The organism is Mycobacterium sp. NGS22 (assembly GCF_059813095.1).
Window position 1 is genome coordinate 275,934 of sequence record NZ_JCALDY010000002.1, and the last position, 14,019, is coordinate 289,952.

The 14,019-nt window shown below is 68.8% G+C and carries 17 protein-coding genes; 10 read left to right on the forward strand and 7 right to left on the reverse strand.

The window, feature by feature from the left end; translation table 11 throughout:
• Window position 1: 1 nt before the first annotated feature.
• Window positions 2–76, reverse strand: coding sequence for a 50S ribosomal protein bL37 (locus AC5Y47_RS03115; protein WP_089025046.1), 75 nt, complete (start codon window positions 74–76; stop codon window positions 2–4).
• 184 nt (window positions 77–260) lie between these two features.
• Here AC5Y47_RS03115 and AC5Y47_RS03120 point away from each other — a divergent pair, with 184 nt between their 5' ends.
• Window positions 261–476 (forward strand): biotin/lipoyl-binding carrier protein, encoded by a 216-nt coding sequence (locus tag AC5Y47_RS03120; protein WP_499941919.1) that lies wholly within the window; start codon window positions 261–263, stop codon window positions 474–476.
• A gap of 15 nt (window positions 477–491) precedes the next feature.
• The gene (locus AC5Y47_RS03125; protein ID WP_499941842.1) at window positions 492–1,994 is read left to right on the forward strand and encodes a sensor histidine kinase; all 1,503 of its coding nucleotides are present in this window, start codon (window positions 492–494) and stop codon (window positions 1,992–1,994) included.
• A gap of 63 nt (window positions 1,995–2,057) precedes the next feature.
• Here the strand turns inward: AC5Y47_RS03125 and whiB1 are convergent, their stop codons facing one another.
• Both whiB1 and AC5Y47_RS03135 read right to left on the reverse strand, forming a co-directional pair.
• Window positions 2,058–2,312, reverse strand: a complete 255-nt coding sequence (gene whiB1 / locus AC5Y47_RS03130) for a transcriptional regulator WhiB1 (protein WP_036353357.1) — start codon at window positions 2,310–2,312, stop codon at window positions 2,058–2,060.
• 282 nt (window positions 2,313–2,594) lie between these two features.
• Window positions 2,595–3,560, reverse strand: a complete 966-nt coding sequence (locus tag AC5Y47_RS03135; protein WP_499941844.1) for a diacylglycerol/lipid kinase family protein — start codon at window positions 3,558–3,560, stop codon at window positions 2,595–2,597.
• A gap of 46 nt (window positions 3,561–3,606) precedes the next feature.
• On the opposite strand from AC5Y47_RS03135, the gene AC5Y47_RS03140 reads away from it, so the two are divergent.
• Window positions 3,607–4,038 (forward strand): hypothetical protein, encoded by a 432-nt coding sequence (locus tag AC5Y47_RS03140; protein WP_499941846.1) that lies wholly within the window; start codon window positions 3,607–3,609, stop codon window positions 4,036–4,038.
• On the opposite strand, the gene AC5Y47_RS03145 is transcribed toward AC5Y47_RS03140, so the two are convergent.
• From AC5Y47_RS03145 to AC5Y47_RS03155, 3 genes are read right to left on the reverse strand one after another with little or no spacing between them, the layout of a single operon-like run.
• Complete coding sequence (locus AC5Y47_RS03145) at window positions 3,990–4,418, reverse strand: GNAT family N-acetyltransferase (RefSeq protein ID WP_499941920.1); 429 nt, start codon at window positions 4,416–4,418, stop codon at window positions 3,990–3,992. The genes AC5Y47_RS03140 and AC5Y47_RS03145 overlap by 49 nt on opposite strands.
• A gap of 44 nt (window positions 4,419–4,462) precedes the next feature.
• Entirely contained in the window at window positions 4,463–5,551 is a 1,089-nt protein-coding gene (locus tag AC5Y47_RS03150) for an isochorismate synthase (protein WP_499941848.1), read from the reverse strand.
• Window positions 5,548–6,159, reverse strand: a complete 612-nt coding sequence (locus AC5Y47_RS03155) for an acid phosphatase (protein ID WP_499941850.1) — start codon at window positions 6,157–6,159, stop codon at window positions 5,548–5,550. Before AC5Y47_RS03155 ends, AC5Y47_RS03150 begins: the two co-directional genes overlap by 4 nt.
• A gap of 85 nt (window positions 6,160–6,244) precedes the next feature.
• Here AC5Y47_RS03155 and AC5Y47_RS03160 point away from each other — a divergent pair, with 85 nt between their 5' ends.
• The 7 genes from AC5Y47_RS03160 (at window position 6,245) to AC5Y47_RS03190 (ending at window position 12,565) form a co-directional block, all read left to right on the forward strand.
• On the forward strand, window positions 6,245–7,048 hold the full coding sequence (locus AC5Y47_RS03160) for a ParA family protein (RefSeq protein WP_499941851.1): 804 nt from the start codon (window positions 6,245–6,247) through the stop codon (window positions 7,046–7,048).
• A gap of 155 nt (window positions 7,049–7,203) precedes the next feature.
• Window positions 7,204–8,055, forward strand: a complete 852-nt coding sequence (locus tag AC5Y47_RS03165) for an ABC transporter ATP-binding protein (RefSeq protein ID WP_499941853.1) — start codon at window positions 7,204–7,206, stop codon at window positions 8,053–8,055.
• Window positions 8,052–8,870, forward strand: a complete 819-nt coding sequence (locus AC5Y47_RS03170; RefSeq protein WP_499941854.1) for an NUDIX hydrolase — start codon at window positions 8,052–8,054, stop codon at window positions 8,868–8,870. The genes AC5Y47_RS03165 and AC5Y47_RS03170 overlap by 4 nt, the downstream gene beginning before the upstream one ends.
• Window positions 8,867–9,634, forward strand: coding sequence for an enoyl-CoA hydratase (locus AC5Y47_RS03175; protein ID WP_499941856.1), 768 nt, complete (start codon window positions 8,867–8,869; stop codon window positions 9,632–9,634). The genes AC5Y47_RS03170 and AC5Y47_RS03175 overlap by 4 nt, the downstream gene beginning before the upstream one ends.
• A gap of 10 nt (window positions 9,635–9,644) precedes the next feature.
• Window positions 9,645–10,628: a class I SAM-dependent methyltransferase gene (locus tag AC5Y47_RS03180; protein ID WP_499941858.1), complete on the forward strand. Its 984-nt coding sequence runs from the start codon at window positions 9,645–9,647 to the stop codon at window positions 10,626–10,628.
• A gap of 2 nt (window positions 10,629–10,630) precedes the next feature.
• The gene (locus AC5Y47_RS03185; RefSeq protein WP_499941859.1) at window positions 10,631–11,803 is read left to right on the forward strand and encodes a class I SAM-dependent methyltransferase; all 1,173 of its coding nucleotides are present in this window, start codon (window positions 10,631–10,633) and stop codon (window positions 11,801–11,803) included.
• A 69-nt stretch (window positions 11,804–11,872) separates the two neighbouring features.
• Complete coding sequence (locus AC5Y47_RS03190) at window positions 11,873–12,565, forward strand: esterase (RefSeq protein ID WP_499941861.1); 693 nt, start codon at window positions 11,873–11,875, stop codon at window positions 12,563–12,565.
• 6 nt (window positions 12,566–12,571) lie between these two features.
• Here the strand turns inward: AC5Y47_RS03190 and AC5Y47_RS03195 are convergent, their stop codons facing one another.
• Window positions 12,572–13,861: an outer membrane protein assembly factor BamB family protein gene (locus AC5Y47_RS03195; protein ID WP_499941863.1), complete on the reverse strand. Its 1,290-nt coding sequence runs from the start codon at window positions 13,859–13,861 to the stop codon at window positions 12,572–12,574.
• Between the last annotated feature and the right edge of the window lie 158 nt (window positions 13,862–14,019).

Consider the following 14,019-nt stretch of genomic DNA (forward strand, 5'->3'; position numbering starts at 1 on the left):
CTTAAGCGTTGGGCCGCTTGCCGTGGTTGGCCTTGCTGTACTTGCGGTCGCGCTTCTTCCGGCCACGCTTGGCCATCTCTGAACCTCATTTCGTCAAGCTCTCAAGGCGGCAGCACGCCGCTCAGTTGCCCTCCAGTGTCTCATGGTCCAGGCAATGCGCCGTCAACAGCCCGCGCGCCGCGGTCGCGAACGGCCTTATGGTTCGATATACAGAGCCTGACAGACCAGCATGCGCAGTGGCCGAGACGAGTGGGGTGATGATGTCCGAGGAGGTTCGCGCCGAAATCGTGGCCAGCGTGCTCGAAGTCGTGGTCAGCGAGGGCGACCAAATCGGGCAGGGTGACACCGTGGTGCTGCTCGAGTCCATGAAGATGGAGATCCCGGTCCTGGCCGAAGTGGCCGGAACCGTCAGCAAGGTGAGTGTTTCGGTCGGCGACGTCATCCAGGCCGGCGACCTCATCGCCGTCATCAGCTAGCCCGCTACCAGGTCCATGTCCACGCTCGGTGATCTGCTCGCCGAACACACGGTGCTGCCCGGAAACGCCGTCGACCACCTCCACGCCGTCGTAGGGGAGTGGCAGCTGCTGGCCGACCTGTCGTTCGCCGACTACCTGATGTGGGTCCGCCGCGACGACGAAGTCCTGGTGTGCGTGGCGCAGTGCCGGCCCAATACCGCCGCGACGGTCCTGCAGACCGACGCGGTGGGCAGCGTCGTCTCCGCCGATCGGCTTCCGCTGGTCGCCGACACCTTCGCCGCCGGCTCCCCCGCGCTGGAAAGCGAAGCGGGCGAGCAACATTCGTGGCAACTGCCCGGTCCCAACGTCGCCGCGTCCCCGGTGCGCTACCGCGACCAGGTGGTGGCCGTGCTGACCCAGCACCAGACCGATTCGGCGGCCGAGCGCATGTCCGGCGGCTTGGAAACCGCCTACCGGGACTGCGCGACCGATCTGCTGCACATGATCGCCGAGGGCACGTTCCCCGACGTCGGCGACGTCGCCATGTCACGATCCACCCCGCGCGCGGGCGACGGCTTCATCCGCCTCGACGTCGACGGCATCGTCGCCTATGCCAGTCCCAATGCGTTGTCGGCCTACCACCGGATGGGCCTGACCAGCGAGTTGGAGGGGCACAACCTGATCAAGGTGACCCGCCCGTTGATCTCGGACCCGTTCGAGGCGCAGGAGGTGGCCGAGCACATCCTCAACCTGCTGGCCGGCGGATCCAGCATGCGCATGGAGGTCGATGCCGGCGGCGCCACCGTGCTGCTGCGCACACTGCCGCTGGTGGTGCACGGGGAGAACGCCGGAGCGGCGATCCTGATCCGCGACGTCACCGAGGTCAAACGCCGCGACCGCGCCCTGATCTCCAAGGACGCGACCATCCGCGAGATTCACCACCGGGTGAAGAACAATCTGCAGACGGTCGCGGCGTTGCTGCGTCTGCAGGCCCGGCGGACCGTCAACGCCGAGGGGCGCGAAGCGCTGATCGAATCGGTGCGCCGGGTGTCGTCGATCGCGCTGGTCCACGACGCGTTGTCGATGTCGGTGGACGAGCAGGTCAACCTCGACGAGGTGATCGACCGGATCCTGCCGATCATGAACGACGTGGCCTCCGTCGACCGCCCCATCCGGATCAACCGCGTCGGCGACCTGGGAGTGCTGGACTCCGACCGCGCGACGGCACTGATCATGGTCATCACCGAACTGGTGCAGAACGCGATCGAGCACGCATTCGACCCGACGGCCGCCGTCGGATCCGTGACGATCCGGGCCGAACGCTCGGCGCGCTGGCTGGACGTCGTGGTGCACGACGACGGGCGCGGATTGCCCGAGGGATTCAGCCTGGAGAAGTCCGACAGCCTGGGGCTACAGATCGTGCGGACGCTGGTCTCGGCGGAATTGGACGGGTCGCTGAGCATGCGGGACGGCCTCGATCGGGGCACTGACGTGGTTCTGCGGGTGCCGATCGGTCGACGGGGCCGGCTTCTGGCATGACGGGTGCGCAAAACAGTGCGGCCCCGGCAATCGCCGGGACCGCACCTGTTGGTCGAACGTTTATCAGACTCCGCTGCGAGCCTTCGTCCGGGCGTTGCGACGCTTGAGTGCGCGCCGCTCGTCTTCACTCATTCCGCCCCAGACGCCGGAGTCCTGGCCGGTGTTCAGAGCCCAGCCGAGGCACTCGGTGGTCACCGGACACCGATTACAGACCAGTTTCGCGTCAGCGATCTGCGCAAGTGCCGGTCCGCTGTTCCCAACCGGGAAGAACAGTTCCGGATCTTCGTCGCGACAGACCGCCCTATGGCGCCAATCCATTAGTTGCTACTCCTCACTATGTGCGCAGCACTGCGCACGGGCATTTTCTTCTTGGCTGTTGAACCGTGCACAAGAAAGGGGTTCCGTACCTCTGCATATCTGACGCATGCAACCTTTTGATCGTTTCACAGGCTCAACAGATGTCAATAGCGTTACGCGGGCTCGTGGGCTATCTCACTTCAACGAACTCTTACCCATGCCCTTAACCAGTTGTACTACACTACTCGGCGAATTTCGCCCCACAGTTTTGTCGCGGGCCAGTCACAGCTTGGATCGCGCAGGTCAGCGGGTTGAAGCCGGCAGCGGGGCGACCACCGACAAGGCGTTCCGGACCGATCGGAACGTGATCGAATCACGAAGACCGAGGTATTCGCCGTCGCACTGAAATGCGGCCGGGGCGTCCATCTTCGTGACGGTGACGTAACCGACGTCGTCATTGCGGATCAGTTGCTCGGCCTTCGGATCCGGTCGCTTTGCGAGGAGTTGGCGAAGTACGCGCACGGTAGGGATCAGCTTCATCTTGGTGAGCGCGAAGATGCCCAGATCCGATTCGAAGCTGGCCCCGGGGTTGGTGACCATGGGCTTGTCGTCGCTGTAGGTCCAGACGTTGGTGTTGCACACCCAGACGAAGTGCACGCCCGATACCGGCTGCTGCTCGGGCTGCTGCAGGATGAGGTTCGGCGGGCGGCGGCTGAATTTCACCGAGACGGGCACCGCGATCCGCCAGTAATTCATCGGCGTCACCTTCACGCCCCGCTCCCGGGCCGCTTCGACCGCCTCCAGCACCTCCGCATCGACACCCAGCCCGGCGTTGACGATCGCCCACAGCTCGCCGCAGTCGATCAGCGAGATGCGGCGCCACTGGCGGTGCCGCTCGTATGCGTCGAGCAGCTCGATGAGCTGGTTGGTCGCCTCGGTCGGATCCCGGTGGATGCCGAGCGCCCGCGCCAGCACATTCGCCGAGCCCCCGGGGACGATCGCCACCGCCGGCACCGGACCCGCCGGCGTCGACCCCGGACGGCCCAGCATGCCGTTGACCACCGCACTCACGGTCCCGTCTCCGCCGTGCACCACCACCAAGTCGTAGCCCTCCGCGACGGCGGACCGGCCGAGTTCCTCGGCGTGACCGGCGTGTTCGGTATGCGCGACGGTCAGCTGCACCCGGCTCTCCAGAGCGTGCGTCACCAGTTCGCGGGCGGCCGGGGTGATGCTGGTGGCGATCGGGTTGGCGATCAACATGGCACGCATGACGCTTGAGCTTACGGATGTGAGGTCACGCTTTACGCTGGCGTCTGTGACCAACCCCGCCCCGCCCACCATTCGTCGCGCCGGTTTGCTCGTGGCGGCGCAGGGCGTGGCGGCGCTGGCGGTAGCGATCATTCTGGTGATCCGTGCGGTGGCGGGAGCCGACCAGCACGTGGCCAACGGCCTGGCCACCGCGACCTGGTTCGTGGGGGTGGGGGGTGCGGTGCTGGCCGGGGGATGGGCGCTGATCACCGGTCGGCGGTGGGGCCGCGGACTGGCTGTGTTCACCCAGCTGCTGCTGCTGCCGGTGGCTTGGTATGTGGCGGTAGGGTCCCACCGGATGATGTTCGGTATCCCGCTCGGATTGCTGGCGCTGGCCACGCTCGCCCTGCTGTTCAGCCCGACGGCCGTGCGCTGGGCCGCCGGCGACGATCAGCGGGGCTCGGCCAGCGCGGTCAGTTCCGGACCGGACAACCGGTAGGTAGTCCATTCCCGCTGCGGAACCGCGCCGACCCCGTCGTACAGGGCGATCGCATCGACGTTCCAGTTGAGCACCGCCCACGCCAGTCGGGTGTAGCCGTTGGCGACGCATTCACCGGCCAACGTCGCCAGCAACCCACGGGCCAGGCCGCGGCGCCGATACCCCGGACGCACGTAGAGGTCTTCCAAATAGATGCCGGCCGCGCCGTCCCAGGTGGAGAAGTTGAGGAACCACAGCGCCATCGCGGCGACCCGACCGTCGACCTCGACCACGTGCCCGTGCACAGTCGACTCATCCTCGAAAAGTGCTGTCGCTATCTGCTTTTCGGTCACTGTGCAGTGTTCGGCGGCATGCTCGAACTCGGCGAGTTCGTGGATCATGGCGGTGATGTCGGCGACGTCGTCGGGCGTGGCGCGGCGGATGTTCACTGCTCGACTCCCAATGCGTTCAGGATGGTCGCGAATTTTGTTGTGGTTTCGACGACTTCGTCGTCGGGATCGGATTCGGCGACGATGCCGCCGCCCGCGTGGGCCAGCGCGGTGCGACGGTCGGCCGAGAGTTGCGCGCACCGGATAGACACCACCCAGTCGCCGTCGCCGTGGGCATCGCACCAGCCCACCGCCCCGGCGTAGAAGCCGCGGTCGCCTTCCAGTTCGGCGATCAGCTCGGTGGCCGCAGCTGTCGGTACCCCGCCGACGGCCGGGGTGGGATGCAGGGCCAGCGCCAAATCGATTGCGGTCGTTGAGGTGTCGCGCAAGCGGCCGACGACCGGGGTGCACAGGTGCCAGACCGCCGCGGTACGACTCAACTGCGGCTCGGCGGCGATCGTGAGGTCGGCGCACAACGGTTCCAGGGCCGCGCGCATGGTGTCGATGACCAGTCGATGCTCGTGGCGGTTCTTGTCCGATTCGGCCAGCGCGGTCCCGTTCGCGGCGTCGGCGTCGGGGTCAGAAGAGCGGGGCGCCGACCCGGCGAACGGCCGGCACGCCACCTGCTCACCGGAGCGCGCCACCAGGAGTTCCGGGCTGGCGCCCACCAGGGCGGCCCCGGCGTAGTCCGCGCCGGCAGCGGTCAGGTCGACCAGGTAGCTGTAGGCGGTCGGGTCGGCGGCGGCGAGTCTGCCCAGGACCACGCGGACGTCCAGTGGCGCCTCGGCGACCAACCGCAACGATCTGGCCAGCACCACCTTGTGCAACGAATTGCCCGGATCGGCCAGCCGATCCCGCGCCCGGCTGATCCGGGACCGATGCTCGGCGGGCGGGGGCACGGCCGCATCGACGCGCACCGACGGTGCCGGTCCCGTCGGCCAGCCGGAGCGCGCGCCGACGCGCTCCGGCGTCAGCAACGCAGCCGACCGGGACACGTCGAAAGGCAACGCGCCCAACACTATTGGCACCGCTCCGGAACGCAGCGCGGCCTGGGCCGCGGCTACGTCGGCGTAGCGGGACCGTACGCCGTCGGCTACCCACGTTCCGCGCGGTCCGGTCAGCGCGAACGACGGTTCGGGGCTCACGCCACTGCGCTCGGACGGGGATGACAGCTGAGCCCGAGCTGGCTGAGCTGGCGCAGGCCGTGTTCGAACCCGCAGACCGCGATCGTCGCGGTGGGCATACCGAAGCGGCTGCCCGCGGTCAGGGGTTGCTGGACCCAACGGGTGATCACCGCGCGGGAGAAGTGGCCGTGGCTGACGAACAACACGTCGCGCGACTCCATGTTCTCCAGTGCCAGCGCGATGGCTCGGTCGGCGCGTTCGCTGACCTGCTCGACGCTTTCCCCGCCGGGGCAGCCGTGCGTCCACACCAGCCAATCCGGGTCGAACTCGTGGATCTGCGGAGTCGTCAGACCTTCGTACTCGCCGTAATCCCATTCGGCGAGCAGCGGGGTGACCTGATCGATGATGAGCCCGGCCAGATCGGCGGTCGCCAGGGTGCGGCGACGCGGGCTGCAGAACACGAACGGGTGCTGCAGATCGAGCTCGCCGAGGACGACTCCGGCGAACTCGGCCTGCTCCCGCCCTGGAGCCGTCAGCTCGATGTCGGTGCGGCCGGTGTGCTGCCCGGATCTGGACCACTCGGTCTCGCCGTGTCGCAACAACAGCAACCGGTGGTCGTGCACGCCCATGCCAGCGATTCTGCCCGAGACACGCCAGCACCTCGGCAGGCTGCCACCCCGACCAGTCGCGCCGGTACGTGCCAGGATGGGCACTGTGACTGACATGCGCGTGCTGGCGGTGGCCAACCAGAAGGGCGGGGTGGCCAAAACGACCACGGTCGCCTCGCTCGGGGCGGCGATGGTGGACAAGGGCAAGCGGGTGCTGCTCGTCGACCTGGACCCACAGGGATGCCTGACGTTCTCGCTGGGCCAGGACCCCGACAAACTCCCCGTCTCGGTGCACGAGGTACTGCTCGGCGACGTCGAGCCGAGCGCGGCTCTGGTGTCCACCGCCGAGGGCATGACGCTGCTACCGGCCAACATCGACCTCGCGGGCGCCGAAGCGATGTTGCTGATGCGGGCCGGGCGCGAGTACGCGCTGAAGCGGGCGCTGGCCAAACTCGCCGACGATTTCGACGTGGTGATCATCGACTGTCCGCCGTCGCTGGGCGTGCTCACCCTCAACGGGCTCACCGCGGCCGACGAGGTCATGGTGCCCCTGCAATGCGAGACGTTGGCGCATCGAGGGGTGGGTCAGTTCCTGCGGACCGTCTCCGACGTCCAGCAGATCACCAACCCCAACCTGCGGCTGGTCGGCGCGTTGCCGACGCTGTACGACTCGCGCACCACCCACACCCGTGACGTGCTGCTCGATGTCGCCGACCGCTACGAGCTCCCGGTGTTGGCGCCGCCGATCCCGCGCACGGTGCGCTTCGCCGAAGCAAGCGCGTCGGGGTCGTCGGTGCTGGCCGGGCGTAAGAACAAGGGCGCGCTGGCCTATCGCGAGTTGGCTCAGGCGCTGCTCAAGCACTGGAAGACCGGCAAACCGCTGCCGACCTTCACCGTCGAATACAGCTAGCCTCCCCCGGCGAGCCTCTCCCGGGGAGCCTCCCCCGGCGAGCAGACGCAGAATCGCACGAAATCTGCGATTTCAGTGCGATTCTGCGTCTGCTGACCGCGCCGGGCGCGGCGACGCACCGGTGTACGTGACCCGGCAGCGCTCGCAGGCATGGGGTGCGGCACGATGGTCGGGTGGCCGAACTCGAAGCCGATCCCGACCTGCTGATCGACTTCAGGGACGTGTCGCTGCGCAGGGGCGGGCGCACATTGGTGGGACCGCTGGACTGGGCCGTCGAACTCGACGAACGCTGGGTGATCATCGGCCCCAACGGCGCCGGCAAGACATCGCTGCTGCGCATCGCCGCCGCATCCGAGCACCCGTCCTCCGGGGTCGCGTTCGTGCTGGGGGAGCGGCTGGGCCGGGTCGACGTCAGCGAGCTGCGGTCGCGGATCGGCCTGAGTTCGTCGTCGCTGGCCCAGCGGGTGCCCGACAACGAGGTGGTGCGCGACCTCGTCGTGTCGGCCGGTTATTCGGTGCTGGGCCGGTGGCGGGAGAGCTACGAGGACGTCGACTACCGGCGGGCGCTGGACATGCTGGAAAGCCTGGGGGCCGAGCACCTCGCCGACCGCCTCTACGGCACGCTGTCCGAGGGTGAGCGCAAACGGGTGCTGATCGCCCGCGCGCTGATGACCGACCCCGAGCTGCTGCTGCTCGACGAGCCCGCCGCCGGCCTGGATCTGGGTGGCCGCGAGGAGCTGGTGGCGCGCCTGGCCGACCTGGCCGCCGACCCCGACGCTCCCGCGCTGGTGTTGGTCACCCATCACGTGGAAGAGGTGCCGCCGGGCTTCAGCCACTGCCTGCTGCTGTCGGAGGCTCAGGTGGTCGCCTCCGGCCTGTTGCCCGACGTCCTGACGGCCGAGAACCTTTCGGCGGCGTTCGGGCAGCGGATCGCGCTGGACGTGGTCGACGGACGGTACTTCGCCCGGCGGGTTCGCGCCCGGGCGGCACATCGGAGGCAGGCATGAACGAACCGCACGTCCCCCTGACGCCGCGCCCGGCGTCCACGGTGATGCTGGTCCGGGACGCGCCCGGCGGCTTGCAGGTGTTCCTGATGCGCCGGCATTCGCAGATGGAGTTCGCGCCGGGAGTGATCGTGTTCCCCGGCGGCGGTGTCGACGACCGCGACCGCAACGCCGAGATCGGGTGGGCCGGGCCGCCGCCGCAGTGGTGGGCGCAGCGCTTCGGCATCGACGTCGGGTTGGCCGAGGCGCTGGTCTGCGCGGCCGCGCGGGAGACGTTCGAGGAATCCGGTGTGCTGTTCGCCGGGCCCGCCGACGACCCGGACAGCATCATCAGCGATGCCTCGGTGTACGGCGATGCCCGCCGCGCCCTGGCCGACCACACACTGTCCTTCGCCGACTTTTTGCGCCAGGAGAACCTGGTGTTGCGCAGCGACCTGTTGCGGCCGTGGGCGAACTGGGTGACCCCTGAGGCCGAGCGCACCCGCCGGTACGACACCTATTTCTTCGTCGCGGCGCTGCCGCACGGACAGCGCGCCGACGGGGACAACACCGAATCCGACCGCGCCGAATGGGCACTGCCGCAGGACACCATCGCCGAGTTCGAGGCCGGCCGCAACGTGCTGCTGCCGCCGACGTGGACACAGCTGGACGCGCTGGCCGGCCGCACCGTCGCCGACGTGCTGGCCGTCGAGCGCCAGATCGACGCCGTCCAGCCGCTGTTGGAGAAGCGGGGCGACAACTGGGTGTTCGAGTTCTTCGACTCCGACCGCTACCACGAGGCCCGCAAAGCGGGTGGCTTCATGGACTGGCCGCTTTGAGCGAGTTCGTCAGCGTCGTCGTCAGCGACGGCACGCAGGACGCCGGCCTGGCCATGCTGCTGCTGTCCCGTCCCCCCACCAACGCGTTGACGCGCCAGGTCTACCGCGAAATCGTCGCCGCCGCCGATGAATTGGGCCGCCGCGATGACGTGGCCGCGGTCATCCTGTTCGGCGGCCACGAGATCTTCTCCGCCGGCGACGACATGCCCGAACTGCGCACCTTGACCGCCACCGAGGCCGGCGTCGCCGCGCAGGTGCGTCGCGAGGCCATCGACGCTGTGGCAGCGATCCCCAAGCCCACCGTCGCGGCCATCACCGGGTACGCGCTGGGCGCCGGTCTGACGCTGGCGCTGGCCGCCGACTGGCGGGTCAGCGGCGACAACGTCAAGTTCGGCGCGACCGAGATCCTGGCCGGACTGATTCCCGGCGGCGGCGGAATGGCCCGGCTCACTCATGTGGTGGGTTCCAGCAGGGCCAAGGAACTGGTGTTCAGCGGCCGCTTCTTCGACGCCGAGGAGGCACTGGCGCTCGGCCTGATCGACGACATGGTGGCCCCGGACAACGTCTACGACGCCGCGGCGACGTGGGCCAGGCGCTTCCTGGACGGTCCCGCACCGGCGCTGGCGGCAGCCAAGGCCGGCATCAACGACGTGTACGGGGCGGCGACGGCAACCGAGCGGGCGGACGCCGAACAACGGCGTTACGTCGACGTGTTCGCCGCAGCTCAGGACGGCGGGACCGACGGCGATCGGCACGGCGGATAGGCTGCCCTCCATGACGAGGACCACGCAAATCCCCGCAGACGCCGCTCCCAACCCGCACGCCACCGCCGAAGAAGTGGAAGCCGCGCGGCACGACAGCAAGCTCGCCCAGGTGCTCTACCACGACTGGGAAGCCGAGAACTACGACGAGAAGTGGTCGATCTCCTACGACCAGCGCTGTGTGGACTACGCGCGGGGCCGGTTCGACGCGATCGTGCCGGACGAGGTGATCCGCGAACTGCCCTACGATCGCGCCCTCGAATTGGGTTGTGGCACAGGCTTCTTCCTGCTCAACTTGATCCAGGCCGGAGTCGCCCGGCGCGGGTCGGTCACCGACCTCTCGCCGGGCATGGTCAAGGTCGCCACCCGCAACGGGCAGTCGCTGGGCTTGGACATCGACGGCCGCGTCGCCGACGCCGAGGGCATCCCGTACGACGACGACACCTTCGACCTGGTGGTCGGTCATGCGGTGCTGCACCACATTCCCGACGTCGAACTGTCGCTGCGTGAGGTGATCCGGGTGCTCAAGCCGGGTGGCCGGTTCGTGTTCGCCGGCGAGCCCACCTCGGTCGGCAATGTCTACGCGCGTGAGCTGTCCACCCTGACCTGGCGGGTCGCCACCAACGTCACCAAGCTGCCCGGGCTGGGCAGCTGGCGGCGACCGCAGGAAGAGCTCGACGAATCGTCCCGCGCCGCGGCCCTGGAAGCCGTCGTCGACCTGCACACCTTCTCGCCGCAAGATCTGGAGCGGATGGCGGCCAACGCCGGCGCGGTGCAGGTCGAGACCGCCAGCGAAGAGTTCACCGCCGCCATGTTCGGCTGGCCGGTGCGTACCTTCGAAGCATCGGTGCCGCCGGGGCGTCTGGGTTGGGGCTGGGCGAAGTTCGCCTTCAACGGTTGGAAGGCCCTGAGCTGGGTGGACGCCAACGTCTGGCGGCACGTCGCCCCGAAGGGCTGGTTCTACAACGTCATGGTCACCGGGGTCAAACCGTCCTGAGCTTGTTCGACTCGGACGCCGTCAGCTATCTGCGGTCCGACCCGGGTACCGCCGCGCTGGCGGCGGTCGACGAGTTCGAGTTGAGCGAGGCCAGCCGGATAGCCGACGTCGCAGCGGTCCGCGCCCGGTTCGGCGATCGGGCTTCGGTGTTGGTGGAAACCACGTTGCTACGCCGGAAAGCGCAGGAGAAGCTCGGTGCGCTCGGCGACGTCTCGCGCTGGCTGTTCACCGGCGAGGCGCTGCAGCAGGCCACCGCCGCACCCGTCGCGCGCCACCGCGCCCGCCGGTTGGCCGGGCGCGTCGTGCACGACGTGACCTGTTCCATCGGCACCGAGTTGGCCGCGCTGCGCGCGGTGACGACCCGCGCCGTCGGCAGCGACATCGACCCGGTCAGGCTGGCGATGGCACGCCACAACCTCGGGGCGGATGCCGACCTGTGCCGCGCCGATGCGTTGGCGCCGGTGACCCGCGACGCCGCCGTCGTCGTCGACCCGGCACGGCGCAGCGGTGGGCGCCGCCGGTTCGACCCGCGCGACTATCAACCAGCGCTGGACGCAGTGCTGGGCTGCTACCGCGGCCGGGATCTCGTCGTGAAGTGCGCTCCGGGAATCGATTTCGATCAGGTCAGGCGGCTCGGTTTCGCCGGTGAGATCGAGGTCACGTCGCACCGCGGCTCCGTCCGCGAAGCGTGTCTGTGGTCACCGGGGCTGGCCGAGCCGGGCGTGCGCCGACGCGCCAGCATCCTGGACCGCGACGAGCAGCTCACCTCATCCGACCCCGACGACTGTCCGGTACGTGGCGCCGGGCGCTGGATCGTCGACCCCGACGGCGCCGTCGTACGCGCCGGATTGGTCCGTCAATACGCCGCGCGGCACCAATTGTGGCAACTGGACCCCGACATCGCCTACCTGTCCGGTGACCACCTGCCGGCGGGGGTGCGTGGCTTCGAGGTGCTCGAGCAGACGGCTTTCGACGAGCGGCGGTTGCGTCAGGCGCTGTCCGCGCTGAACTGCGGCGCGCTGGAGATCCTGGTGCGCGGGATCGCGGTGGACCCCGATGCGCTGCGCCGCCGGCTGCGGCTGCGCGGGGATCGGCCACTTTCGGTGGTCATCGCCCGCATCGGCACGGGCGCCGCCAGTCAGGCCCTGGCCTATGTTTGCCGGCCCTCGCGGTAACGCCGGGTACGCTGACGGCGAATCCTATATAAGACACATGCCTTCTTGGTCTGCGAGGACATTTCGACGATGCGCTTTCTGGTGGCGGCCGCTCTATCGGCTGCTGTGCTTGTTTCGGGCTTGCCGGCTGTCGGCACGGCGACGGCCGCGCCGCCGTCCTGCGCCAGTCTCGGCGGCTCGGTCGAGGCCGCCCAGATCTGCCATATCCACCAATCCAGCACCACCTACACGCTGGACATCACGTTCCCGGTCGACTATCCCGACCAGCAGGCGCTGACCGACTACATCGCGCAGAACCGCGACGGGTTCGTCAACGTCGCGCAGGGATCGGGGCGGCGCGACCAGCCGTATCAGATGGACGCCACCAACGAGCAACACAGCTCCGGCCAGCCGCACAACACGCGCAGTGTGGTGCTCAAGTTCTTCCAGGATCTCGGCGGGGCCCGCCCCTCGAACTGGTACAAGGCCTTCAACTACAACGTGACCGCCAAGCAGCCGATCACCTTCGACACGTTGTTCGCGCCCAACTCCAATCCGCTGGACGCCATCTTCCCGATCGTGCAGCGCGAACTGGAACACCAGAGTGGGGTGGGTGTGGGTGTGTCGGCCGGGGCCGGCCACGACCCGACCAACTATCAGAACTTCGCGATCACCGACGACGCGCTGATCTTCTACTTCGCCCAGGGCGAGTTGCTGCCGTCGTTCGCGGGAGCCACTCAGGTCCAGGTGCCCCGCAGCGCCATCCCGCCGCTGGCTCTCTGAGTCCTGTCAGGCCGGGTCGAAGTTGTAGACCTGGCCGTCGCTGGTACCGACCACCACCCGGCGGTCCTTGCCGACCGAAACCCCCACGGGAAAGCCGGTGGCGGCCGGGAGCGGATAGCTCTCGGTGGTGCGGCCGTTGGACGGGTCGAACACCAGTAGCGACATGCCGGGTGCGTTGTCGTGCGGGGGACCGGCCACCACCGTGTAACCGACTCCGCCGCCGGCCAGGCTCGACGTGGACAACGGCGTGACGTCCTCGCGCCGCCAGATCACCTCGGCGTGGTCGCCGGCGTCACGGAACGAGGCGAGCCGGGTGTCGGGGCCACCACCGGACAAAATCAGCCCCTGCGGCGTGACCGACGGCGGTGTCTGCGCCGAGAAACCAAGTGGCGCAGACCATTTGGGTTTACCGTCGGCCGCATGCAACGCCCAGAGACGCTGGTCGCGGCCGTTGACGTAGATCGTGGACCCGTCGGCCGAGAGCACCGGGCTGGCCAGCACGCCGGCACCGACGGCATCGCTGGTCCACTCGCGGGCGAGCTGTCCCCCTTGGTACTTCAGCCCGACCAGCCCGGCGGCCGGCGCCCCGGGTTGCCAGACACCGATCACCACCGTTCCGGTGGTCTGCGAGAACGCCGGAGCCGCCGCGACCGGGCACGCCGGGCGGGCCGGCGCACAGTCGGCCAGCCCCCGCGTCGCATCGGCGGGATCCACCCCCTCCACCAGGTCCAGGGCGCTGCCGACGACTGCACCGCGGTGGGTGTCGAACACCAGTATCTGTCCCAGGTGTGTGCTGACCAGTAGGTGTCCGTCGCCCAGAAACCTTGGTGTTGTCGGCATTCCGATCACGGGCTCACGCCACCGGGTCCACTGCGTCGGCGGGAAGGAGATGATCGCGCCGGGCTGGCCGACGTAGAGGTTGTCGAATCCGTCGAAAACCGGACCGCCGAAGCCGCCGCCCTGGACCAGCCGGATGCACCAGCGCTGCCGTCCGTTGCCGATCTCCCACTCCATGAAGGAGCAACCGGCCGGCGTCTGCGCGTTCAGCGCGAGATAGCCGCGCGCGCCCAGGGCCGGGCCGGCCGCCAGCGTCCCTTTCACCGACCGCGTCCAGCGCAGGCTGAGCTTGCTGGCACCCGCCGTCGCCGTGTAGCTGCTGTTGGCGGCGTCGGCGTACTGCGCCGGCCAGCCCGGCGCGGCCACCGCGTCGACCCACGAGTCGGTATTGCCGCAACCACCGAGCCCGACGGTGAGCGCGGCCGCCGAAACGGCTGCCAGCAGACGTCGGGCGAACACGGTTTCCTTTCGAGGCTTTCGAGTACAGGTGAGGGTAACCCGCCGCCTCGTCGTTACGTCTGATTGCCCGACCCCACAGCCCGCCGTTCCGCCGCGCATCGTCGGCGGACTAGGTGTTCTTGACGGCCAGGTTGTGAACGCGTAGGCGCTCGATGGGG